This is a genomic window from Effusibacillus consociatus, from assembly GCF_042652925.1.
GTDB lineage: Bacteria > Bacillota > Bacilli > Tumebacillales > Effusibacillaceae > Effusibacillus > Effusibacillus consociatus.
This window is the reverse complement of the sequence record NZ_JBHSHC010000002.1, coordinates 1-23,881: the sequence shown is the minus strand read 5'-3', so window position 1 is coordinate 23,881 and position 23,881 is coordinate 1. Positions and strand designations below refer to the sequence as shown.

The 23,881-nt window shown below is 42.1% G+C and carries 23 protein-coding genes and 2 pseudogenes; 19 read left to right on the top strand and 6 right to left on the bottom strand.

Annotation, left to right across the window (positions count from 1 at the left end; translation table 11 throughout):
* The first annotated feature begins 63 nt into the window (after positions 1 to 63).
* Together ACFO8Q_RS00145 and ACFO8Q_RS00140 are read left to right on the top strand one after the other, a co-directional pair.
* The gene (locus ACFO8Q_RS00145; protein ID WP_465251870.1) at positions 64 to 1,158 is read left to right on the top strand and encodes an inositol-3-phosphate synthase; all 1,095 of its coding nucleotides are present in this window, start codon (positions 64 to 66) and stop codon (positions 1,156 to 1,158) included.
* 153 nt (positions 1,159 to 1,311) lie between these two features.
* A complete protein-coding gene (locus ACFO8Q_RS00140; protein WP_380023364.1) occupies positions 1,312 to 2,334 on the top strand; it encodes a mannose-1-phosphate guanylyltransferase in 1,023 nt (340 codons plus the stop codon).
* Positions 2,335 to 2,340: 6 nt separating this feature from the next.
* Here ACFO8Q_RS00140 and ACFO8Q_RS00135 read toward each other — a convergent pair whose 3' ends face one another.
* Positions 2,341 to 3,375 (bottom strand): glycosyltransferase family 4 protein, encoded by a 1,035-nt coding sequence (locus ACFO8Q_RS00135; protein ID WP_380023363.1) that lies wholly within the window; start codon positions 3,373 to 3,375, stop codon positions 2,341 to 2,343.
* Between the two features lie 145 nt (positions 3,376 to 3,520).
* Here ACFO8Q_RS00135 and ACFO8Q_RS00130 point away from each other — a divergent pair, with 145 nt between their 5' ends.
* The 12 genes from ACFO8Q_RS00130 (at position 3,521) to ACFO8Q_RS00075 (ending at position 15,643) form a co-directional block, all read left to right on the top strand.
* Positions 3,521 to 4,819, top strand: a complete 1,299-nt coding sequence (locus ACFO8Q_RS00130; RefSeq protein ID WP_380023362.1) for a glycosyltransferase — start codon at positions 3,521 to 3,523, stop codon at positions 4,817 to 4,819.
* The gene (locus ACFO8Q_RS00125) at positions 4,816 to 5,934 is read left to right on the top strand and encodes a glycosyltransferase (RefSeq protein WP_380023361.1); all 1,119 of its coding nucleotides are present in this window, start codon (positions 4,816 to 4,818) and stop codon (positions 5,932 to 5,934) included. The genes ACFO8Q_RS00130 and ACFO8Q_RS00125 overlap by 4 nt, the downstream gene beginning before the upstream one ends.
* A 5-nt stretch (positions 5,935 to 5,939) precedes the next feature.
* On the top strand, positions 5,940 to 6,995 hold the full coding sequence (locus ACFO8Q_RS00120; RefSeq protein WP_380023360.1) for a glycosyltransferase: 1,056 nt from the start codon (positions 5,940 to 5,942) through the stop codon (positions 6,993 to 6,995).
* 47 nt (positions 6,996 to 7,042) lie between these two features.
* Positions 7,043 to 7,963 (top strand): glycosyltransferase family 2 protein, encoded by a 921-nt coding sequence (locus ACFO8Q_RS00115; protein WP_380023359.1) that lies wholly within the window; start codon positions 7,043 to 7,045, stop codon positions 7,961 to 7,963.
* A 15-nt stretch (positions 7,964 to 7,978) separates the two neighbouring features.
* Positions 7,979 to 8,677 carry a glycosyltransferase family 2 protein gene (locus ACFO8Q_RS00110; RefSeq protein ID WP_380023357.1) on the top strand — a complete coding sequence of 233 codons (699 nt, stop codon included), beginning with the start codon at positions 7,979 to 7,981 and terminating at the stop codon, positions 8,675 to 8,677.
* A 128-nt stretch (positions 8,678 to 8,805) separates the two neighbouring features.
* Positions 8,806 to 9,555: a sugar phosphate nucleotidyltransferase gene (locus tag ACFO8Q_RS00105; RefSeq protein WP_380023355.1), complete on the top strand. Its 750-nt coding sequence runs from the start codon at positions 8,806 to 8,808 to the stop codon at positions 9,553 to 9,555.
* On the top strand, positions 9,552 to 10,514 hold the full coding sequence (gene rfbB / locus ACFO8Q_RS00100) for a dTDP-glucose 4,6-dehydratase (RefSeq protein WP_380023354.1): 963 nt from the start codon (positions 9,552 to 9,554) through the stop codon (positions 10,512 to 10,514). Before ACFO8Q_RS00105 ends, rfbB begins: the two co-directional genes overlap by 4 nt.
* 22 nt (positions 10,515 to 10,536) lie before the next feature.
* Positions 10,537 to 11,697: a glycosyltransferase family 4 protein gene (locus ACFO8Q_RS00095; RefSeq protein ID WP_380023352.1), complete on the top strand. Its 1,161-nt coding sequence runs from the start codon at positions 10,537 to 10,539 to the stop codon at positions 11,695 to 11,697.
* Between the two features lie 81 nt (positions 11,698 to 11,778).
* Positions 11,779 to 12,738 (top strand): GDP-mannose 4,6-dehydratase, encoded by a 960-nt coding sequence (locus ACFO8Q_RS00090; protein WP_380023350.1) that lies wholly within the window; start codon positions 11,779 to 11,781, stop codon positions 12,736 to 12,738.
* A 31-nt stretch (positions 12,739 to 12,769) separates the two neighbouring features.
* Positions 12,770 to 13,543: a glucose-1-phosphate cytidylyltransferase gene (rfbF, locus tag ACFO8Q_RS00085; protein WP_380023348.1), complete on the top strand. Its 774-nt coding sequence runs from the start codon at positions 12,770 to 12,772 to the stop codon at positions 13,541 to 13,543.
* A 5-nt stretch (positions 13,544 to 13,548) separates the two neighbouring features.
* Positions 13,549 to 14,640, top strand: coding sequence for a CDP-glucose 4,6-dehydratase (gene rfbG / locus ACFO8Q_RS00080; protein WP_380023426.1), 1,092 nt, complete (start codon positions 13,549 to 13,551; stop codon positions 14,638 to 14,640).
* Between the two features lie 58 nt (positions 14,641 to 14,698).
* Positions 14,699 to 15,643 carry a GDP-mannose 4,6-dehydratase gene (locus ACFO8Q_RS00075; protein ID WP_380023424.1) on the top strand — a complete coding sequence of 315 codons (945 nt, stop codon included), beginning with the start codon at positions 14,699 to 14,701 and terminating at the stop codon, positions 15,641 to 15,643.
* A gap of 68 nt (positions 15,644 to 15,711) precedes the next feature.
* On the opposite strand, the gene ACFO8Q_RS00070 is transcribed toward ACFO8Q_RS00075, so the two are convergent.
* From ACFO8Q_RS00070 to ACFO8Q_RS00050, 5 genes are read right to left on the bottom strand one after another with little or no spacing between them, the layout of a single operon-like run.
* Positions 15,712 to 16,728 carry a glycosyltransferase family protein gene (locus ACFO8Q_RS00070; RefSeq protein WP_380023347.1) on the bottom strand — a complete coding sequence of 339 codons (1,017 nt, stop codon included), beginning with the start codon at positions 16,726 to 16,728 and terminating at the stop codon, positions 15,712 to 15,714.
* Positions 16,725 to 17,144, bottom strand: a complete 420-nt coding sequence (locus ACFO8Q_RS00065; protein WP_380023346.1) for a methyltransferase domain-containing protein — start codon at positions 17,142 to 17,144, stop codon at positions 16,725 to 16,727. Before ACFO8Q_RS00065 ends, ACFO8Q_RS00070 begins: the two co-directional genes overlap by 4 nt.
* An 8-nt stretch (positions 17,145 to 17,152) precedes the next feature.
* Positions 17,153 to 18,385, bottom strand: coding sequence for a glycosyltransferase (locus ACFO8Q_RS00060; protein ID WP_380023345.1), 1,233 nt, complete (start codon positions 18,383 to 18,385; stop codon positions 17,153 to 17,155).
* A complete protein-coding gene (locus tag ACFO8Q_RS00055) occupies positions 18,382 to 19,425 on the bottom strand; it encodes a glycosyltransferase family 4 protein (protein WP_380023343.1) in 1,044 nt (347 codons plus the stop codon). The genes ACFO8Q_RS00060 and ACFO8Q_RS00055 overlap by 4 nt, the downstream gene beginning before the upstream one ends.
* Positions 19,426 to 19,445: 20 nt before the next feature.
* A complete protein-coding gene (locus tag ACFO8Q_RS00050; protein ID WP_380023341.1) occupies positions 19,446 to 20,045 on the bottom strand; it encodes a class I SAM-dependent methyltransferase in 600 nt (199 codons plus the stop codon).
* 232 nt (positions 20,046 to 20,277) lie between these two features.
* Between ACFO8Q_RS00050 and ACFO8Q_RS00045 the strand changes: the two genes are divergently transcribed.
* The 5 genes and pseudogenes from ACFO8Q_RS00045 to ACFO8Q_RS00025 all read left to right on the top strand — a co-directional run.
* Positions 20,278 to 20,877 carry a class I SAM-dependent methyltransferase gene (locus ACFO8Q_RS00045; protein WP_380023340.1) on the top strand — a complete coding sequence of 200 codons (600 nt, stop codon included), beginning with the start codon at positions 20,278 to 20,280 and terminating at the stop codon, positions 20,875 to 20,877.
* A gap of 25 nt (positions 20,878 to 20,902) precedes the next feature.
* The gene (locus ACFO8Q_RS00040; protein ID WP_380023339.1) at positions 20,903 to 21,805 is read left to right on the top strand and encodes a glycosyltransferase family 2 protein; all 903 of its coding nucleotides are present in this window, start codon (positions 20,903 to 20,905) and stop codon (positions 21,803 to 21,805) included.
* Positions 21,806 to 21,841: 36 nt separating this feature from the next.
* Positions 21,842 to 22,296: pseudogene (locus tag ACFO8Q_RS00035) on the top strand (dTDP-4-dehydrorhamnose 3,5-epimerase family protein).
* Positions 22,297 to 22,341: 45 nt separating this feature from the next.
* Positions 22,342 to 23,181, top strand: a complete 840-nt coding sequence (gene rfbD, locus ACFO8Q_RS00030) for a dTDP-4-dehydrorhamnose reductase (protein ID WP_380023338.1) — start codon at positions 22,342 to 22,344, stop codon at positions 23,179 to 23,181.
* Positions 23,182 to 23,682: 501 nt separating this feature from the next.
* A pseudogene (locus ACFO8Q_RS00025) lies at positions 23,683 to 23,881 on the top strand (IS1634 family transposase); the annotation flags it as partial.

Genomic DNA, 23,881 nt, shown 5'->3' with positions numbered 1-23,881 from the left:
CATACACTATGATAGTTGCTTTCGTCAACATGAGACATGTTGCGGAATAAGGGAGGAATCATTTTGTCGAAAATCAGGGTGGCTATTGTCGGTGTTGGAAATTGTGCTTCCTCCTTGCTGCAGGGGATTTATTATTACAAGACTCTCAGTGATGATCAAGCAGTTGGGTTAATGCATCCCGAGGTCGGTGGTTATTTGCCCGGAGATATCGAGATTGCAGCTGCATTTGACGTTGATTCCCGCAAGGTGGGTAAACCTCTGAACGAAGCCATTTTTGCCTCACCTAACTGTACAAAAGTATTTGTTAAAGAAATGAACCAACATCCTGTCATCGTAAAAAAAGGACATCTTCTCGATGGGATCTCGAGCCATATGCAAGCTTACCCGGTGGAACGACGTTTTCTTTTGTCAGATGAACCGGATTGTGATGTAGTTACCGAGTTGAGAAACAGTGGGGCTGAAATCTTGATCAACTATTTGCCGGTGGGCAGTGTACAGGCTGCGGAATTTTATGCTCGATGTGCACTGGAAGCGGGAGTTGCGTTTGTCAATTGTATCCCTGTTTTTATCGGTTCGGATCCGGTCTGGGTTAGCCGATTCGAGCATGCCGGACTGCCGATTATCGGGGATGACATCAAATCGCAAATAGGAGCAACGATTGTTCATAGGATTTTGACCCGATTGTGTGAAGAACGAGGTGTCAGAATCGACCATACTTATCAATTAAACATGGGGGGAAATACCGATTTTTTGAATATGTTAAATCGTGAGCGGCTCACGATGAAGAAAACTTCGAAAACAGAAGCTGTACAGTCCCAATTGGAGACGCCTCTTGCAGAACAAAACATTCATGTCGGTCCGAGCGACTATGTTCCTTGGCTGGACGACAACAAAATTTGCTATGTGCGGATGGAAGGAACACAATTCGGGGGAGTGAAATTCAACCTGGATCTGAAACTGTCGGTGGAGGATTCCCCTAACAGTGCCGGAGTTGTGATCGATATTATTCGCTGCTGTAAGCTGGCGCTGGATCGAGGGGTATCGGGCGCTCTGCCTTCGATTGCCGCTTATACTATGAAACATCCGCTTGTCCAATACACCGATGAGGAAGCACGAATTCTTATGGAAAAATTCATCAAAGGTGAAATCGACAGATAAAGGATGAAAATGCCGCTCCTGAATGCAGGGGAGGCATTTACTTTTATTTTTTGATCAAAAGGTCAAACGCCGTTTCCGTTTACGGGAGGAATTAATATGCTGAAAAGTAAATGGCTCGGGAAAATGGTGGAAGTATGTAGGAGGTAGGTAGTCTTGTTAAAAGCAGTTATCATGGCCGGGGGGAATGGCACCCGACTATGGCCGAAAAGCCAGCCTGATTTGCCCAAGCAGTTCATCCCAATTCTAGACGGGCAATCGATGTTGCAAAAAACGGTATCCAGATTGGCATCCTTTCTATCGTATCGAGATATCTATGTCGTTACGGTAGACAAGTACGTTTCGTATGTAAAGGAACAGACCGATTTACCTGATGAAAATATTATCGTGGAACCCGATTCGAAAGATACTGCGGCTTGTATAGGCCTGACCGCCATTCGATTTCTGCATCACGATCAGGACCCTGTCTTGATTACGCTCCCGTCCGATCATTATATCGATGGGGACGATGCATTTCGTGATGCCTTACTTACAGCCTATCATCAAGCTGCCAAAGTTCCATGTGTGGTTACGGTGGGCATCAAACCCAACAGACCGGAAACGGCATACGGATACATTAAGGTGGAAGAGGTTTTCGATGATAACGTAATGCCTGTAGAAAAATTTACTGAAAAACCGGATTTGTCAACAGCACTAAGATGGATTAAAGTACCGCACTTTTATTGGAACAGCGGCATTTTTGTCTGGAGAGCATCTGTCATCAGGGAACTTATTGAGCAGCATATGCCAAGGTTATCGGAAGGTTTGCGGAAAATTCAGGCCGGAATCGGGAAACCGGAAGAGAAGTCAATCTTAAAACAAGAGTATATGAAACTGAACAAGATGTCGATTGATTACGGTGTTATCGAGAAGGCTTCCTGTATCTATCTGGTGCCGGGTTCCTTTGTTTGGGATGACATGGGCAATTGGACGTCGTTGGAAAGACTGATTGAGAAAGACCGCAACGGGAATGTGGTGATTGGTGAACACAAACTTTTAAATACCCATAATTGTATTGTTTACAGTGAAAAAGTTTTCATTGGAGCCATTGGAATAGAAGACCTGATCATCACAGTGACCGATCAGGCCGTCCTGATCTGTCGTAAGGACAAGGAACAGGAGATTAAAAAGTTAATGTAAAGTGAATCATTTGCACCATTCTTTAATTTTTCTTTCCAACTCCTTCACCAAATTTTCATAGGAATATTGAGAAAGTGCCCGTTCTCTGGCTTTCATGCTCATCTTCTGCAAAACGATGGGATTGATTAGAAGATCTATCACGGCATCCGCGAAAGATTGATAAAAATTTTGATCATAATCAGGTAATGAATAGATCAATCTGCCTGTCTCGCCGTCTTGGACAGTAGTAACAAGGGCCCCCTGACCGGTTGCAACTGTCGGAGTTCCGGCAGCTTGACATTCCATGGAAGCCAGGCAGAACATTTCATAAGGCCCGTCACACGGATAGATATGAAGCATACTGGTTTTTTGTTCCTCGATCAATTGCTGGCGAGAAATTTTGCCTAAATACCGAACTCCTTCCATTCCCTTGAACATTTCCCGGTATTTTTCGATTCCTGGTTCAAAACCCCAGAGACTGTAATCCATTGTGATTACCAGCGTTACATCAGGCACTTGCTTTTTTATCAGCGAGTAGATCAGTGGGACATGTTGAAGCCCGCGTTCCGGGGCAGAACAGAAGATTAATTGATTCTTTGTTTTGGGCATCATTTGTTGGTATTCTTCTGTTTCAACTCCCAAACGGGCTTCATAAAACTTGTTCCTGTCGATATGAAAAATATTGCCCATTAATTTGGTATGAAAAGGACTTATTGTAATGATTTTGTCAATATAGTGCAGATCTTTCTCTACTGTGTTGTCACCCGGATCAATGCACCAATGAATCTTGCACAACGCTTGAACATCTTTATGGGGCAAGGAACAGCGAAAACTGATAAACACATCCCAATATTCATCTAACTTCCATGAGGAATAGTGGCGATACGTTACCTTGTTGTAAACACCCTCCCTTGAGGTACTGTTGAAGACGGTCACCTCATGACGTTTTGCAAGCTCACGGGTAATACGTATCAGGGCTAATTGTGAACCCCCGACTCCCTTTGTTTCAAGATCGTTGTCATTCCAATCAAATGACGAATCGTAATAAAACGCGATTTTCATAGATACCACTTTCCTCTGAGTCAGGTTTTTTACATTTTATGTTCGAGGCTAGCCTAAATGAACAGTATTCTATAACCATTTCTGGAAGAGGGGAATAACCTGTTTTTGAATAAGAAATTGATCGAGAAAAAAGAGGGTGTTGTTTTTGACAAACCGTCCTAAGGTCACTGCAATGTACTATGTGAAAAATGAAGAGGAGTTTGCTCCGTATTCGATTCTTTCAATTTATAACGTGGTGGATGAAATTGTCGTGGTTGACAATGGCTCCACGGACCGAACCCGGGAACGATTGAGTGCATTTGACAAGATCCGATGGTTTGAATATCAAACGGAGGATTTTTCCGAATTGGGAAATTTCGCTCTTTCCAAGTGTCAGGGAGAGTGGATTTTAAAACTGGATGCAGACGAAGTCTTTTATCAGGAAATAGAAGAGGTTCTCCCGGTTCTTACCGAATACGATCAGATTGACGGATATACCTGTCTTTTTTTTAATTTGATGTTTGGTTGGGACCAAATGCAGAATGTCAGCAAAGATGATGGTCGTTTCCAACGGATTTTTCTCTTTCAAAACCGTCCTGGAATCAAATATATAAATCCTATCCATGAATCGTTGATCGGGATCGGTTCCGTGATTGCCGAGTCAGGTCTGGATTACGTTCATTACGGATATGCGAAACCGATGGAATTTATCTTGAGTAAACTAAAACAATATGCAAGAAAAATGGGGGAACCTTACTTCTACGAAGGAAGAACGGCAAAACACCTGTTGGAACAAGCGGAGAGGAGGCCCTTTCCATTTGAGCATCCGGAAGTGATAAAAGAGTATATCAAACAAAAAGGCTATAGCGGAGGAACTCCAAAACCCCGCAAGGACATCCAACAGTTAAGGCAGTATTTGGATCAGATCGTTGCCTCCAAAGATACAAGAATCGAACAGAAGCCGGAGAACAAGGGAAGATCTCTGGAAATCGGTGCCTTGCCGAGTTGTATCAGTCTGGGATTTGAACATTTGGATATTCGCCCTCTGCCTCATGTGAATATTGTTGGAGATATCCGAAATATCCCTGTGGAAGACAATACTTATGACCAGGTAATTGTTCCCGGATACTTGATGGAGCATCTGCCTTATCACGATATAGTAAAAGCTCTTGGGGAATGCTGCAGAGTAGCCAAAGCGGGCGGTTACGTAATGGTTCGAGTATATGACGGTCGTCAAATTGCAACCGCCTATGCCAAAGGGGAAATCAGCAACGAAAATTTCAACAAATTGATATTTGGAGACGATAGGCAGGGATGGGAAAGACATCGTTGCATTCTTGACAATGCCACAATTCGAGAAATGATGGCAAAAGCCGGATTTGAAAATATCAATCTTGAGTATTACGAGAATTGGATGATCCAAATCGCTGGAAGAAAACCGGTTTCTCAGAGGGATGTAGAATGAAATTGACTCTTATGGGACCTGTATTTGATGCTTCCGGCTATGCTGAAGCTGCACGTTCCATTATTTTCGGTCTTGCTGACCGGGGATATACTCTTCGTGTGATCCCCAGAGACTGGAGCCAATTAGACGCAGGGTTACCTTTCCTGCAAAAACAAAAACTGATCGAACTCTGCGATTCAGAGATCCTTCCGGAAGGTCCGATCCTGCAGATCTGTATCGCCCAAGATTTTCACCCGATTTCCGGCAGAATCAATATCGGAATGACTATGTCGGAATGCGACCGTTTACCTCCACATTGGGTGGAAAAATGCAATCAAATGGATCAGATATGGGTTCCGTCAACATTTAACCAGCAAACCTTTTTTAGCAGTGGAGTCTATAAAGAAAAAATAAAGGTTGTTCCCCTTGGAGTGAACGTGAATCGTTTTCATCCGGCGGTTCCTCCCATGACTTTGCAGGAGCGAGGACGTTTTGTTTTTTTATCGAACTTTGAATGGATTCCACGAAAGGGATATGATCTCCTGCTGAGTGCTTATCTGGAGGAATTTTCAGGATCTGATCCGGTTTTATTGGTAATTAAAGCATATGACGGAAGTGAATTTGATCCAAGCGGAACCAAAATGCATCGTACATGGAACGAAATGATCACGAATCTGGGAATTAAGAACCCTCCCGCATTAAAACTTCTTACACGAGGCATGTCATATGATGAAATTCCATCCTTTTATTCGGCAGGACATTGCTATATTATCCCGACACGTGGAGAAGGATGGAATCTGCCGGCGCTTGAAGCCATGTCAACCGGAATCCCGATCATTACTACCGATTGGTCAGCTCACCTGGATTTTATAAATGACGAAAATGGCTATCTAATAGGAGTAGAAAGACTTGAACCGATCCCAAAGTATGGAATTCCCAATGATGCGGTATACGACGGTGCCCGATGGGCCGTTCCGTCATTAGCAGATACTCGCAAATGGATGAGGTTTGCAGTTGAACATTCGGAAGATATTAAAGAAAAAGGGACTCGCGCAAGAGAACACGTTATCCGTTTTTGGAGCACCGGGAAAATGCTAGAACGCATCCTTACCTTGTTGGGGACAATGGAGGGGTAACTCTAATGGCAACGATTGGAATGGTCATTCCCACCTGGGGAAAAGTATGCGGAGTGGCCGATTATACCAAGCAGCTGATTCAGAACACTACGAATAAACAGAATAAAATCAAAGTTTATTCGGAAATGAATGAGGATCTTCCATCTATTATAAAAAAAGATTCTATAGATATTGTTCATTTTCAATATGAATATTCAGTTTATGATCTAAATACTTTATACCGAGCTATGGTCGAATTAAACCGTAAACAGGTACCAATAATCACCACTCTTCATTCGTGGTGCAGTGACCTTGCAGTGTATAATCGTCAAATCTCAGAGATGAGTTCGCTGGTTATTGTTCATTCAAAAGCAGTTGAGCGATTGTGCATCTCTCACGGTTATCCCCGCGAAAAGCTGGTAGTAATGCCGATTGGATGCCGTTTATTTCCTCTTGAAGAAAAAGAAAAAACAAAAATGTTATTTAACATTACCGGTTATCCTTGCATAGGCTTCTTTGGTTTTCCGTTTCCTCACAAAGGAATACTCAATCTAATCAATGCAATAAACGAGCTGAAGATCTACTTTCCCGATATAAAAGGTTACTTTTTCGCCCATTATCCCAACTCCCTGGACGAGAATCATCCCTATTACTCTTTTCAACAAGAATTACAGCGGCAATTTGATAAAAACTCTCATTTGATATGGATAAAAGAATTTTTGCCAGAATCCCTAATTGTCAATTTACTTCATACCATGGATGTTAATGTTCTTCCGTACGAGCCTCACAATTATCAAGGGGTCTCTTCGGCGGCCAAAATGCTGCTGGCCGCGAAAAGACCGGTTCTTACCACTGATAATCTGTTTTTTTCCGACTTAAAGGATGAAGTTTATAAGATATCGGACAGTAAAGTAGATACTATTGCCAGTTCATTATGTCAGATGTTGTTGGACAGTACTCTGCGAGAACGATTGATTTCAAAGGCTAATCTATATCTTGAAAAAAATAGTTGGACACAAATTGGGAACTGTTATCGTGAACTTTATCAGAAATTCATAGAAGCAAGTGATGGGATGGAGTAAGACATGACCAAAGTTTTGATGTGCATGATCTGGAGGTGTTAGGGCAAATGAATCCTTTAATTAGTATTATTATCCCTCTATTCAACCAATACCAAGTGACCGAACAGTGCTTGAACAGCATTTTTAAGAAAACTGGCATTCCTTATGAATTAATCCTGATTGACAACGGATCCACAGATGGTACAAGAGAAAAAATCAGCCGTTTAGAGGTGAAGGATTATGATCAACTTAAAAACTTGCAAATCATATACAACCGGGACAATTTAGGAGTGGCAAAAGCTTGGAATCAAGGAATCAAGCAAGCGAATGGGGATTTTATTTGTATTTGTAATAACGATATTGTGGTGTCTAAAAACTGGCTTCCTCCACTAGTTGAACAAATGAGAAGCAATTTGAATTTGGGAATGGTAAGCCCGGTCGAGAATTTTTATATTCGAGTTCATGCCGGGCGGAATCAATTTCCTGAAGAGTATGAATTTCTCAGTTCCAGGCCGGGACCACAACCTACCCTCGAATCCCTTGACGAATATTACAACGGCTTTGAACGTTTCGCTGCTTCCTTTACCGAAAAGTACCGATCACAGCAATACTTTGATGAGTTATTTTCAATCGTTCTGATTCGTAAGGAACTGTTTGAAGAGATCGGCTTGTTTGAAGAAGGATTCGGTCTTGCTTTTTGGGAAGATGTTGATTTTGTCCAAAGAACTCTGCTCAGTGAAAAGTTTTCAGATATTATGGTTTATCCAGGGAGTTATGTCCACCATTACGGGAATGTAACCAGTTCGCTATTTATCCAATTAGGTTCGCGTCAATTTGAAAGTTCTGCCGTGAATTTTACAAGAAAATGGGGAGATGTAGGTGACAGTATTTATCAAAAATTAAAAATGGGTTCTCTCAACAGTGAAGAAATGAAAAGATTGCGTAACGAAATTCGTCCTTTAGTATCTTTTCTCAACGGTCACACGTAATTAGGGGGGGCTTTGATGGATGATCCTAAAGTATCGGTTATCTTAACAAGTTACAATAAACCGCAATTTGTAGGACAAGCGATCGAAAGCGTACTTCAGCAAACGATGGCTGATTTTGAATTGTTTATTATGGATGATAACTCAAATCAGAAGACAGAGGATGTATTTCGTGCGTATTTAAATGATTCCCGTGTACATTATCATAGATCTGATGTAGAAGATGAGGAGCGCCCCAAGAAAACCCGTTATGCAGTTCTTATTAATCAGGCTCTATCATTGGCCAAGGGTCAATATATCAGTTACTTAACGGATGACAATTATTATCACAAGAAACGACTAGAGATTATGAGTAAATTCCTCGATGACAACCCGGATATAAAAGTCGCTTATTCCGCTCAACAAGTGACGGACATCGATTTAACCATAACAATCAGAAAGACTTTGGGAGTGTTGAAAAAAGCTGCAGGGCTTGTTGACCATTGTAGTGTAATGCATAGGCGCAGTATTTTAGATGGAATTTTGCAGAAGTACGGAAGTTATTGGGATGAGGATCCAAAATGTTGGGGATATGGCGACGCGGTTTTCTGGGACAGAATGAATGAGTCCTGGCCGTTTTATCCCATTGATCAGGTACTGGACTATAATATACGGACCCCTCTGTCCTTTCTTGTCAGGATGAGTCTACGAATGGACCCCTTTAAGTTAGATACTTAATTTCTCCATCAAATATTTTAGACGAATCAATCATTTCATCTATTCCCACGGATGCATACTTTAGTCAAAGAGTCGAGGTTCTCGGCGTCAATTAAGGACCAACAAGATGCTCTATGGAGGAATGGAAATTGAAAGGTATCATTCTTGCCGGAGGAACTGGTTCCCGACTTTATCCATTGACGAAAGTGACAAATAAACACTTGCTGCCAGTTGGGAAATACCCGATGATTTATTATCCCCTCTATAAACTGCTCAAGGGTGGCATTCAAGAAATCCTGATCATAACAGGTCGGGAGCATATGGGGGATGTGGTGAACCTATTGGGCAGCGGTCGTGAGTTTGGTGTCACCTTCACCTATAAAGTACAGGATCATCCGGGAGGTATCGCTCATGCCTTAGGGTTGGCGGAGAAGTTTGTACAAGGCGAGTTGATGACCGTAATTCTTGGCGATAATGTTTTCTCCGACGATATTCTTCCTTATATAGAAAAATTCAGGGAACAAGGGAAGGGTGCCAAGATACTTATTAAACATGTCGAAGATCCCAGGCGATACGGAGTAGTGGAACTCAACGGCAATAAGATAGCCTCCATCGAAGAAAAACCACGTGTTCCCAAGAGTAATTATGCGGTAACCGGAATTTACATGTATGACAGCAATGTGTTTGATATCATTAAATCTTTAAAGCCTTCCGACCGCGGTGAACTGGAGATTACCGATGTCAACAATGCTTATATTGTGCGAAACGAGCTCACCTATGATGTTCTGCAGGGCTGGTGGACCGATACAGGAACTCATTCCTCCCTTTTTCAGGCGAATGGATTGGTTAAGGATATGGATTTGGATTTCACAGAAGCCATTAAAGAGGAGAACTTATGAAATTACTTATTACTGGTGGCGCTGGTTTTATCGGCAGCAATTTTGTTCGCTTCATGATTCACAAGTACCCTGATTATCGGATCATTAACCTTGATCGGCTGACTTATGCGGGGAAACTTGAAAACCTGAACGATGTTGCTAACCGTCCCCACTATCAATTTGTGAAAGGTGATATTTGTGATCGGCAGTTGGTAGAATCCCTTGTGGCGGGGGAAACAGTGGACACTATTGTAAATTTTGCTGCAGAATCGCACGTAGACCGCAGCATCGCTCAACCGGATATTTTTGTCCGAACGAATGTTTTAGGTAGCCAGGTGTTGCTTGATGCAGCTCGAAAATACAATGTCAAGAAGTTTGTACAGATTTCCACTGATGAGGTATATGGCGCTCTGGGGGAAACTGGCTTTTTTTCTGAAGAGACGCCTCTCTGTCCTAACAGTCCTTATTCTTCAAGCAAAGCGGGGGCTGATCTATTGGTTCGTGCTTACCATGAAACTTATAAGATACCTGTAAATATCACCCGCTGCTCCAACAACTACGGTCCTTACCAGTATCCTGAGAAGCTTATTCCGCTTATAATTTCCAACGCACTGCAGGATAAGGAACTTCCGGTTTATGGGGATGGAACACATATTCGTGATTGGCTGCACGTGGAAGATCATTGTTCGGCTATTGATCTAGTGATTCATAAAGGGAAGCCGGGCGAAGTATACAATGTAGGTGGAAGGAATGAATGGGCAAATATCGATATCGTAAAGATGATATTGTCTATATTGAACAAACCGGAAAGTTTGATTCGTTTCGTCCAAGATCGCCCCGGTCATGACCGTCGTTATGCGATAGATTCAACTAAGATTCGAACCGGACTGGGGTGGACACCAAAATATACCTTTGAAACAGGAATTAAAGAAACGGTGCAATGGTACATTGACAACCGGGAATGGTGGACACGGCCTTAGAAAAGGAGGCGGGTGATTCTCCGTGAACATACAAAAGGTGATGCTGGTAAGTCATCACGCTCATCCACAAATAGTGACCGGGGCGGAGAAAGCTTTACTGATGTTTGGATCGGCCTGTCAGAGTGTTCATTTAGAAGTACTTTGGATTAGTCCCACACCCGGTTTGTCCTATGAAAGAGCCATACAAATGGGTATGGATACCCGGCTGGTTTCCTTTCCTTTTTTATGGAATCTTATCTATAATCCTAACGAGTTAGTTGAAGAGTTGAGCATTTTTCAACAAGCAGCAGATGACAGTGAACTAAATGAAGTGATAGCGACTTATTCCCCGGACTTAATTGTTTCCAATAGTGCCATTAATGGGATGCCGGCGTTGATTGCACGTAAAAGAAAAATCCCTGTTTGGTGGTACATTCACGAAGTGATTCCCAAGCTTGACGGGATCGATCGTTTTCTGTCCATGATTCACTCCCATTCGGATCGAGTCCTTGTGCCCTCTATGACCGTTGCACAGTCAATTTCGCAGGGAAATAATACCGCAAGCTCTGTTCAACTCCTGCCTTATGGCGTTGAAATCCCCTCCTATCCTTCACTTATAGGGAATAGACAAAAAGTCCGCAATCAAAACGGATGGACTTACAATCATGTTGTGATCGGATGGTTTGGATCGGTCTATCAGGGAAAGGGCTTATTGGAATTAATACGTGCTTGTTCTTTTCTCAAAAATCAAGAAAAAACGATCATTCTCTTGGCTGCGGGAAATATAGGGGATCCCGGATATTTCAATGTTTGCCAGGAAGAAGCGAAACTACTTGAATCAGTGGAGTTTAGGTATTTGGGCGCACTTCCTCATATTGAAGAAGTTCTCGCTTCTGTCGATATGGTAGTTGTACCAAGCATAGTTGAAGAAGCTTTTCCTAATGTCGCTCTTGAAGCCATGTCATTTGGAAAACCTGTTGTCGCCTTTGAATCCGGGGGCTTGAAAGAAATCGTGGTCAATGGAGAAACCGGGTTGTTGGCTGGCACAGGGGATATTGTTTTATTAAGTTCTTACATTCAAGATCTCGTTCATGAGTCTGCTAAAAGAGTGAGAATGGGGACAAAGGGCCGGAAACGTGCTGTGAATTTGTTTCGGAAGGAAATATTTCAAAGAAGGGTACAAAAAATCATCCAACAAAAATAAAGGGCCCCCATTTTAATAACCATTTCAAATAGCAAGGAATAATTTGTATTTGAATGAGATTAACAGGGGAAGGATGACACCATGACAAAAGCTTTGATCACAGGTATCACGGGATTTGCGGGAAGCCATCTGGCAGAATGGCTGTTAAACAACAAAAAAGACGTTGAGGTATACGGAACTTATCGACTCAGGAGCCGGATGGAACATATCCAGCATATTCTAAACGATATCCATTTGGTGGAATGTGAATTAAAAGATCCTCACTCGGTTAACGAGATGATGAAAACCATCAAACCGGATTTCATTTTTCATCTAGCGGCTCAAAGTTTCGTGCCTACGTCATGGAATTCACCGGCAGAGACGATTTTAGTCAATCAGATTGGACAGGTAAATCTGTTTGAGGCGGCTCTTAAGTACTGTCCTGATTGTACGATCCAAATTGCATGTTCCAGCGAGGAGTATGGCCAAGTCTATCCCGACGAAGTTCCGATCAAAGAAGATAACCCTCTTCGTCCATTAAGCCCATATGCGGTAAGCAAAGTGGGGCAGGACTATTTGGGATACCAGTATAATCAAAGTTACGGCCTTAAAGTCATTCGAACCCGCACTTTCAACCACACTGGTCCCCGCCGGGGTGAAGCATTTGTGACTTCGAACTTTGCCAAGCAAATTGCTGAAATTGAAAAGGGGATTAAGCCTCCCGTCCTTTATGTTGGCAATTTGCAGGCAAAACGTGACTTTACCGATGTGAGAGACGTGGTAAGAGGCTATTGGTTAGCGGTAGAAAAAGGTGTTCCCGGGGAAGTCTACAATATCGCTTCCGGTGTTACCTATACGATTGAAGATATGTTAAATAAATTGCTTGGACTCAGTTCAGCCAAAATAGAAATTCAGCAGGATCCAAGCAGAATGAGACCGTCGGATGTCGAGATCCTATTAGGGAACTATGACAAGTTCCATCAACAAACCGGATGGAAACCGGAAATTCCATTTAAGCAAACCTTGCAGGATCTACTGGAGTATTGGCGGTCAAGAGTTTAAGGGGGATATGCTACAGGGGTGAAATGTGGATATGAAAGTGGTGATTCTTGCAGGGGGATTTGGAACGCGAATCAGTGAAGAATCTCATCTGAAGCCAAAACCGATGATTGAAATCGGAGACAAACCCATACTCTGGCACATAATGAAAATCTACTCTTATTACGGATTTAATGATTTTGTCATCTGTTTGGGCTATAAAGGTTATCGGGTCAAAGAGTATTTTGCCGATTATTTTTTGCATGAAACGGATATCACTTTTAATTTTCGAAACCAGAACGAAAGAATTATTCATAATCATACCGTTGAGCCCTGGCAAGTAACTTTGCTGGACACAGGAAAAGATACGATGACGGGTGGAAGGGTGAAGCGAATACAGCCTTATATAGGGAATGAACCGTTTTTGTTAACTTATGGCGATGGAGTTTCTGATGTAAATATTAAAGAATTGGTAGAATATCATCGTTCACACGGCAAGTTGGCGACAGTGACAGCGACACAGCCGACTGGCAGATTTGGGGCTTTAAGCTTGGATCTCAATAACCGGGTTGAGGGCTTTCAAGAAAAACCGAAGGGCGATGGAGGATGGATAAACGCGGGTTTCTTTGTTATGCAGCCGCAGGTTTTTGATTATCTGGAGGGCGATCATACGATATTGGAGATGGACCCTTTACAAAACCTGGCCAGAGATGACCAGCTTATGGCTTATAAATATTCCGGGTTTTGGCATCCAATGGATACGATGCGGGATAAGAATTATTTAGAAGAATTATGGAAATCCGGGAAAGCTCCCTGGAAAAAATGGTGAACAAAATGCTGGATCACGCGTTTTGGAACAATAAAAAGGTTTTTGTTACCGGTCATACCGGATTTAAAGGTTCTTGGCTATGTTTGTGGCTTTACTCTTTAGGTGCGAAAGTAACAGGATACTCGTTACAGCCACCAACGAATCCGAGTATGTTTCAGTTGTGTCAAATCGATCAATTGGTTAGCTCAATTACGGCCGATATAAGAGACATAAAGCGATTGCGGGAATCTCTGTTTAACGCCGATCCGGATATTGTGATCCATATGGCTGCACAGCCTCTCGTTCGAGAGTCCTATCAAAGTCCCGCAGAAACGTATGAAATCAATGTAATGGGAACGATAAATCTTTTTGAAGCGGTAAGAAGTGCGGTCAATCAAGGAAAACGCATCAAATCAGTAATTAATGTAACCTCGGATAAATGCTATCAAAATCGAGAATGGTCATGGGGTTATCGGGAAAACGATTCTCTGGGAGGTTATGATCCCTATTCCAGCAGCAAAGCTTGCTCGGAGTTAATCACTTCTTCTTACCGGAGCTCTTTTTTTCATCCAAAAGAGTATGCGAAGCATGGTGTGGGGCTTGCCTCCGCAAGGGCGGGCAACGTGATTGGCGGCGGTGATTGGGCTGCCGATCGCCTGCTTCCTGATTGCATTCGTGCGCTTTTAACCGGAAAAGAAATAATGATTCGAAACCCGAAAGCGACGAGACCGTGGCAGCATGTACTGGAACCTGTAAGCGGATATTTGTTATTGGCTGAGAAGTTGTATCAAAACGGGCCGATCTATGCAGAAGGGTGGAATTTTGGTCCGAATGATGATGATGTAAAACCGGTTGAATGGATTGTGAAGGAAGTATGTGAAAAATGGGGTGAAAATGCGGGATACAAAATCGTACAAGGAAATCAGCCCCATGAAGCAGGTTTTTTAAAATTGGATTGCTCAAAGGCGAAATGGAAGTTAGGGTGGAATCCCAGGTGGGACCTGGAACATGCGATCTGTAAAGTGATCGAGTGGACACGGATTTATCGGAAAAATCAAGATCTAAAGGCAATAAGCTTGAAACAGATAGAAGAATATACAAAAGCGAGTGATTGCTAATACCCATCATAAAAGAAAGGATGGAGCAACTACGGAACGATTCTGGAAAGACCGGAAAGTGTTGATTACGGGGTGTACCGGATTTCTCGGTTCTTGGCTATCTAATTCGCTAGTTAAGGCGGAAGCGATTGTAATTGGCTTGGTTCGGGGAGGAAATCTTGTAAATTCCCACCTCTTTCGATTGGGCTGCCAGAAACAAATGAATCTTGTGTATGGAAGAGTGGAAGATTTTAAAACCTTACTGAGGGTCATGAGTGAGCATGAGGTGGATACTGTTTTCCATCTTGCTGCCCAGGCGATTGTCGGAAAGGCTTCACAGGATTCGTTGGCTACTTTTGAAACCAATATCAAAGGTACATGGAATGTATTAGAAGCCGCAAGACGAACTCCAAGTGTTAAGCGGGTACTAGTGGCTTCCAGCGACAAGGTATATGGGACCTGTGATGTTCTTCCCTGTGTAGAAACAACCCCCTTGCAAGCGATATATCCTTATGATGTTTCGAAAAGTTGCGTAGAACATCTATGCGCTTGCTACGTCCATTCTTTCAATCTTCCGGTGTCCATCACCCGGTGCGGTAATGTTTTTGGCGGAGGAGACCTCAATTATAATCGGTTGATACCAGGGACTATTTATTCCCTTTTTAAGGGGAATTCTCCTGTGATTCGCAGTGAAGGTTCGTCTATTCGGGATTATCTTTATGTCGAAGATGGAGTAGAAGCTTACCTTTGCTTAGCGGAAAAGATGGAGGAGCTTAAATTGTCCGGAGAAGCGTTTAATTTTAGTCTTGGATCTCCCGTTTCTGCGAAGCAGTTAGTGCAACAGATAATCGAATTAATGGATAGTCAATTAAAACCTGTTATTTTAAGCGAGACGTCAAAGGAAATCCAAAATATGTTTCTATCATCACAAAAAGCCAAAAAAATTCTGGGTTGGCAGCCTAAACATTCCCTAGATCAAGGACTGCGCAAAACTATTCAGTGGTATAGAGAATTTTTGAGTTAAATAAAAAAAGACAGTCCTCTTTTGTTAAGTATCTGACAATAGAGGACTATCTTTATGTTAGTTTATTTCTAAGCCTTCTTGATTACGTTTAAATATTTTTTTGCTATTGCGGTCCATGCGTTATCTTGAATGTATTTTCCCTGTTCAAGATTCTCTTCTTCCATTGAAAGTGCTTCCTTAAGCGCTATCTTCAATTGCTCCTTGGTTTTAACCTTGGTTAGTACCGGTTCAGGTAGGTCCGCAAACCAAGCTACGTCGTTGACAATCACCGGCCTTCGAGTGGCCAGAGCATGACGAGCAGCACTGGATGAGACATAGGCATCAATTTCATGATACCATAGTACGATCACGTCGGAAGCAGCCAATCTTTTGATGAGTTCAGGAAGTGGGTACCACTCTGTCAAGCAGATTAAATGTGGGGAAGTTATCCGACAATTATTGGTGGAATCCAATACCATAAATGTATATCCAAGTTCCAGACAAACATCTGAAATCAGTTGATAATCAGTCCGGCCTAATCCGAAAGTTGAAACAATAGAGCCTGTTAACCCATATCGTTGACGCAATTCTTCTTTTGTTTCATTAGGCGGCTCAGGTACCCCTTGCGGAATATAAATGGATGCTGGAATAACTAGTTGAAGTCCTTTTGAAAGGGTCACCCTATTTTTGACCAGATGAAAAGGAAAGGAGGGTCCTATACAAGAATCATGAAAGGCGACAATAACGTTAATATCTTTCTGTTCCATCAGCTCTAGAAACGCCTGCAACTGGTGGTCATTAATAATCCCGTTTTGGTATTGAACGATCATGAGTTCAATATTGCGCCGACCGATCTCTTTCTCGATCAGGTCCAGATCAAATTTATGGGAGATACTCCAGGCGGCTGCATAAAAACATTCAACAGCCTGAATATCTGACGGAGGAACCGTAATCGACCACTTCCGATCATCCCGGATGGCATCGCCTCCAAAGTTGCCGAAAACAGTTGCCGAATATCCCAATTTTTCGAAGGCCCTGTATAATTTGACACTGTATTCGGCGATTCCGCACTTCATCGCATAAGAACTTAGAATCCCTATATTCATAAATTCTCCACTTTCATACACTTTGTCGATTGAATTTCCATATTTAATTCATCCAGCTTATTGACTTGAGTATTTTCAAACCCGGCCATGTCTAAAAGATTTGTCAATCTCGAGACATCAAACCCCGTTTCAATGAAGTCCGTTTCATCAACTTGATTCCCATACACCAACAGATCCAAGTCAGAAAATTTTATTTTGCCTTCCATATATCTTTTGGCAATCCACTCTAAATTGGGGACTTGAATGATCAGCCGCCCACCTGGTTTCAAGACGCGATTATACTCTTTAAGAATTTCCGGTACATCGTGTCTTGACTTTCGGTGCAGCAGGAAGTGAGAAAATAAGGTATCGACTGATTGATCTGGTAAGGAGAGTGACAGTTGGTTGTCATGGCGAGAAATATGATATTCATGCATTTTCCGATTCACCCCTTAAAAGCCCGGATACATGTTGCTTGATCATCTGGTCCGTTAAGCGAGTGTACTCTTGTAAATCCGGATTGGTACAGGATTTGGGTTAAACTCTCAACAGAAAAGCCGACTCTGTGGAAGTTCTCCTTATAGTCCTCGTGACCGTATACCCATGTTTCAAAGTGGTTAAAATCCCACCCGTCCATTCTCTCAACATAAGCTTTCACATAACTATGAAGATTGGGACCGAATATTTCAACGAATCCCCCCGGACGGAGAACTCTTAACCACTCTGTTAAAATAGGAATGACTTCTTTCCTGGGGATATGTTCCAAAATGTTATATGCAGCGATTTCATCCACGCTGTTCTCGCCAAAAGGCAGTTGGCGGGCATCCGCTACAAATTCAATATGGGGCAATGGTCGAATATCCAAATGTAGGTATCCCGGCAAAGGATGGTCTCCGGCTCCAATCTCAAGCCGAAACGGAGTAGTTTTGATTTTGTTTAATCCATCATATGATTCAGAGCGATACAGTTCCAACAATTCCTCCTTGTAAGGGAGCCATTTCTGCATAAAATAGTTTGTGTTTCGCGTCATTTGCGGTATGGGGCCATCCGTGTTAATAAATCCCGTTCTGTGGGCATAATGTAAAACCCGCGTAGCTTTGGCCAAGAGAGAATATCCAAGGCTCTTTATGCGGAGGGAAAAGTCAGCCTCTTCATTCCAGAAGGGGCTATAACCCCAATCAAAATAGCCGATTCTCTTGAAAAGGTTGCGGTAAACACAACAATATCCAGTCAATAAGTCCACTTTTATTCCATTGACTTGCGGCAGCGGAAGATTGACTGTGTGAACCCTGATGCCAAAATTTTCGTCAAGCAAAACTCCTTCATGGCCTACGCCACCAATCGTTTCATCCTTGAATGGTTCCAATAATGGTGTAAGCCAGTCTTCACCAACTTCAACATCGTTATCCAGTATGGCTACAAATTCGCCTTCGGCCAGTTCAAAGCCGAAATTTCGAGCACATGAGCCGTAATTTGTTTCTTTAAATACAGTTTTAATATGTGGATGTTTTTGCACCAGTTCTTCAAAGTAATTTCTCGTTCCGTCGGTACAACCATTATCCACCAGTATCAATTCATAATTTGACTTTGTATGTCTTAAAACAGATTCTACACATAACCGGGTATAGTGCAGATTATTGAATGCGATCACTACAATGGATGTTAATCCTTTGATCATCCTAACAACTCCTTAAATTTATTCATCCATTCCTTTGCCAATTTTGCATAATCAAACTCAGACAGCGATCTCGCTCTGGCTTGATTCGAAATCTGTTCCAATTTCTTGGGATTTTTGAGCAGGGAAATTATGCAGTCCGCAAATTCTTGATGAAAATCAGGGTTCTCAAAAGGATTTGAGTCAATCAGATAGCCGGAGTACCCATGGGCAACGGTAGTTTCAAGAGCTCCCTTCTTTGTTGCGATTGTTGGAGTGCCAGCAGCCTGGCATTCCAAAGAAGAGATGCAGCACAGTTCGTTTACAATACAAGGATATACATGAAGCACACTTGTTTTTTGATGGTAAATTAGTTCTTCCCTAGGGACTTTCCCAAGAAAACGGACCCTTGGATCCTTAGAAAAGATCTCTCTATAATACGAATTACCAGGGTCTGCATGTCCCCATAGAGTAAAGTCACTGGTAACAATCAGACTCACATCGGGAATTTCGGAAGATACAATAAAGAATATGTGTTCCAGAAGAGCCAAACCCCGATTGGGTACTGAACAATAAATGAGCTGATTTTTAACTTTATCGATTTTATCCTTGTACAAATCGGATGAAATTCCACAAGTGGTTTCAAAGATCATGTGTCTGGGAATTTGATAATTCTTCATCAAGTGTTCGGTGTGAAAAGGACTAATCGTAAAAACAGAATCGATGTAAGGCAATGTCTGTTGCCAACTTTGGACCCAGGTTTCACTGTCCTCCATAGACCAATGAATTTTCACCTTGCTGTTAAGATCTGGCAACAAAGGTGTACGCGAAATAGAAATAAACACGTCGAAGTTTTCTTCCTTATTTAGTAATGAATGATCAACATAATTTACCCCATGAAACTGGCCTGGTTTTGAAGTTGGTTTATAAACGTACACTTGGTTGTGTTTTGCGAGTTCTCTTGCCATACTGACTAAAGCGCCTTCAGTTCCTCCGATTCCTCTTCCTTCAAAATCTTCGTCCGACCAGTCCCAAGTCTGGCTGAAATGAAAACCGATCTTCATAGTGGATCCTCCTTCGGCGGTTACTTAGAATGAGTACGTTGTGCCACGAATAATCCATGGCTTGTAGCCGGTATGTCTTCTACCCTCCATTGATCCGAATCTTGTACGCACTCGTCGATTACTTTTTTTACATCCGGCCAAGTGGAATCGTGGAACACAATCCACCCGTTTTCAACAATGTATGGAAACCAATCCCGGTATTCTTCCAAAACAACTTCATACTCGTGTCCGTCATCGATATGCAGTAAACCAATGGGTTTTTTCCAGTTCTTAACGATGTCCGAAGATTCTGCTCTTAGCGGAAAAACAAGGTCGTTGACGCCGACTTTATGAATATTTTGTTGGAAATTCGCATATAAATGTTCCCCTGTGATTCCATCTAAATTTAAGTTCCAAGGATCTACCGCATAAACCGTGGCTCGGTGACCGTATTTGCTTCCCGAAGCCAGAAAACAGGTGGAACGCCCTTGAAAACTGCCGATTTCCACGATCGATAAGTGGCTGGGAACTATGCTGGCAAGATAGGCAAGATACCGCCCTTCATCTGTTTTTACCGCACTCCAGCTATCGATCGCTTCTATCTCTGGCTCATTCGGTAGTATCAAAGGACGAATAGCCATTTTAATCCACTCCTTTTTTGGCCGTATTCTATTCATCTGTATGTATGGACTGGTGAAATGGAAACAAGACATCATCATCAAAAAATAGTCCATTATTTGCACGGCCAACGGAAGAATCTCGCTATAGATCAATTTGGTGTGACTTGAGGAGGATGCACCGTTTCCAGTTCATCATTGATTACATAAAAATATATGAAGAAGAAGTTTCCAACAAATAATCCAGGAGGTTTCCATGCCTAAATTAATTCTTCCGAATGAAAATGAGTTAAATAATGTGGAAGGTATTCTCGCTTTGGATGAAGGGCGTCACTTAGCTTACTGTGCCAGTATTGTCCCTAAAGATCAAAATATAGTCGAAATTGGTGGTTTAAAAGGAAAGGCAACCTGTTTTTGCGGGATGGGGAGTTTTTATGGAAACAGAGCTCGTGTTTATTCTCTAGATCCGTGGGACTTGCATTACGGGGAAATTGGGAAGACGTATCATTCTGAGTTTCAGGAAAACGTGAAGCAATTTGAATTGGAATCGATTGTTACATCTATTGTCGGATACTCATATGAGGTAGTTAAAAACTGGAACGCTCCCATCGGACTTCTGTTTATTGATGGGGATCACTATTATGATTCAGTCCGCAAGGACTATGAGTTATGGGCACCATTCATTGCAGAAGGAGGATGGATTGCGTTTCATGATATAAACGATATCTGGCCTGATGTCAAAAGGGTGATAGATGAAATGATCATTCCGTCCGACTTATGGAGTCATAAAATGGTTCTGCCCACAGATTACGGCTTTTTTATGGCGAGAAGAAATCACGTTCCGTTTCACAGATGACAGGCAGAAGGTGGGGTGAAGGACTTTGAATGACTTAATCAGCATTGTCATTCCGTTATATAACCAATACCATGTCACGGAACAGTGCCTGAACAGCATTTTCCAGAAAACAGATATTCCGTATGAATTGATATTAATTGACAACGGCTCAACAGATTTAACAAGAGAAAAAATAAGCCAGTTGGATGGCAGTCAGTTTCAGCATCTCAAGGAATTAAAAATTATTTATAATCAAGAAAACCTGGGAGTCGCAAAAGCATGGAACCAGGGAATAAAGTATGCCAGAGGAGATTTTATCTGTATTTGCAATAACGACATTGTGGTCTCTAAAAACTGGCTTTCCTCTCTAATTGAAAAAATGCGCGGTAATTCGAATCTAGGTATGATTAGTCCTGTCGATAATGTTTATATTATGAGCTATCCCCACCGCTTTCCAGAAGAGGACAAATTTTTAAGGTCCAGACTTCCGTTTCAACAAACACTTCAATCCATTGAACAGTTTTATAACGGTTTTGAACAATTTGCTGCTTCATTTACTGAAAAACATAAATCGAAAGAGTTCTTTCACGTAAGCTTTTCTTTAGCCATTATTCGCAAACAACTGATTGAAGAAATCGGGTTGTTTGAAGAAGAGATGGGAATTGCCTTTTGGGAAGATGTTGATTTTGTCCAGAGAGCACTACTTAATGAAAATTTTTCGGAAATGATGGTCTATCCCGGAAGCTATATTCATCATTATGGAAGTGTCACCAGTTCAATATTTGGTATGCCGCAATTGATTAGATCCGCACACAAATTTTCGGAAAAATGGGGGAGCGTAGGGAACAGTATTACGGAAAAATTGGCACAAGGTCTTTTAAACAAAGAAGAACTGCACAGATTGCGTGTTGAAATACGCCGGTTACTACCATTTATTACTAATAAGTAAAGTGAACATCAGCGTCTTAGGGAAGGATGACTCTCTTTGATTGAAGGGGTAAAAATAAAAAAATGCTGAAACATACCGATGACCGCGGTTATTTCATGGAAGTCCTGCGTGACGATGATCGAATGTTAGACCGATTTGGTCAGTTGTCAGCTTCCCTAAGTTATCCAGGAGTTATTAAAGCTTTTCATTATCATAAAAAACAGGATGATATTTGGTTTTTTCCTTGTGGGAATGCTCAGGTGGTCCTTTATGACATGCGAGATGAATCTTCAACCTATAAACAAACTGATGTTTATTACATGGGTGAAAATAATCCGATCACTCTTTTCATTCCACGCGGAGTAGCTCACGGATACAGGGTACTTGGCAATGAACCCGCCATTATTACCTATTTGACGAATCTCTCCTATGATCCAAATGATCCAGATGAATATAGAATCCCTTATAATGACCCTGAAATCGGATTCGATTGGACGACAAAGTTCAAGTAACCGTTCGTGGAACGTAAGGAGCTTAATTATAGGGGTTGTGTTTCTATGAAAATTGCAATTACGGGTGCGAACGGGCAGTTAGGACACGATCTGGTCAATCTTCTGTCCCATGATCACCAAGTATTCGGTTTAAGCAGGCAAGTGATGGATATTACCAACTTCCCCCAAGTTGTTGAAACCGTTCAAAGAATTAAGCCGGATGCCATTATCCATGCGGCCGCTTATACTCGGGTGGATGAGGCCGAGCATACACAGGACAAGGCATATCTCGTGAATACCTATGGAACTCGTAATGTGGCTATATCAGCCCAACAAGCAGGGTCAAAGATGATTTATATTAGCACCGACTATGTATTTGACGGACAAAGCTCAACTCCATATAAAGAATTCGATTCTCCCAATCCGCTCACTGTGTATGGGAAGTCTAAGCTGGCCGCTGAGGAAATAGTGAAGAATTTTTCCAATAAATATTTCATTGTGAGAACTTCATGGCTATACGGGCAGTATGGACAGAACTTTGTAAAGACAATGTTAACATTGGCACAACTTCGAAAAGAATTGCCTGTAGTTTTTGACCAAATCGGCTCTCCCACCTATACAGTGGACCTTGCTTATTTTCTCAAAGATTTGCTGCAAACAGAGCTATACGGGATTTATCATGCCTCCAACACTGGTGCATGTTCGTGGTATGAATTTGCAAAAGCTGTTTTTGAAGAAGCAGGTTTGGATATAAAGCTAAATCCTGTTGAAACCAAAGATTTTCCACGTCCGGCACGGAGGCCTGCCTATTCCGTTCTTGATCACATGGCCATTCGATTGAATGGATTGTCCGATTTTCGAACTTGGAGAGATGCTTTAAAAGAATTTGTAGGTCAACTTATTTGAAAGAGGAGAGGTTTTGAGTGAGTTCGGTTACCCGGGATATTCATAAAAATGGGATATGTTTCAAAGTTACTCCAAACTTGTTTTGGGACAGTTTTCATTTATGGGAAGTCGATAACTTTAAAAATTTTGGATCGATTTCTAACACCGGAATCCACGTATCTGGATATTGGAGCCTGGATTGGCCCCACTTTATTATACGGGGCCCATAAAGCAAAGCATGTTTATGGGATTGAACCAGACTAGTACTGCATATCAAGAACTTACTAGTGCCCCTTCAGCAAACGTAGTTTGACAAAAACCCGGGTTCGACAGTATAGGCCTAAAAGCAGGCACCCCAAGGGGTGCTGTGGATAACTGAAATCCTTATGTGGTGCGGTTTTTCAGACTTTTCCACAGGCACTAAAGCGCTAAAAAATCTGAAAATCTGTAGGCACTAAATTTATGTGGATAAGTACGATTTTCTGTTGTATTTTACGTAGTTATACATTGTATCATGTAGTTATGTACATACGACAAATTTCCCGCAAGAATAAAAATGGAACGACCACCCGTTACGTTCAGCTCGCACACAATGAGCGCAACCCCGTTACCGGTACGCCACAAGCGAAGGTGCTCTATCATTTTGGCCGTGCCGATGAGTTAGACACCGAAGGCTTGAAGCGTTTGGCTGCCAGCATTCATCGTTTTATCGGCGAACCGC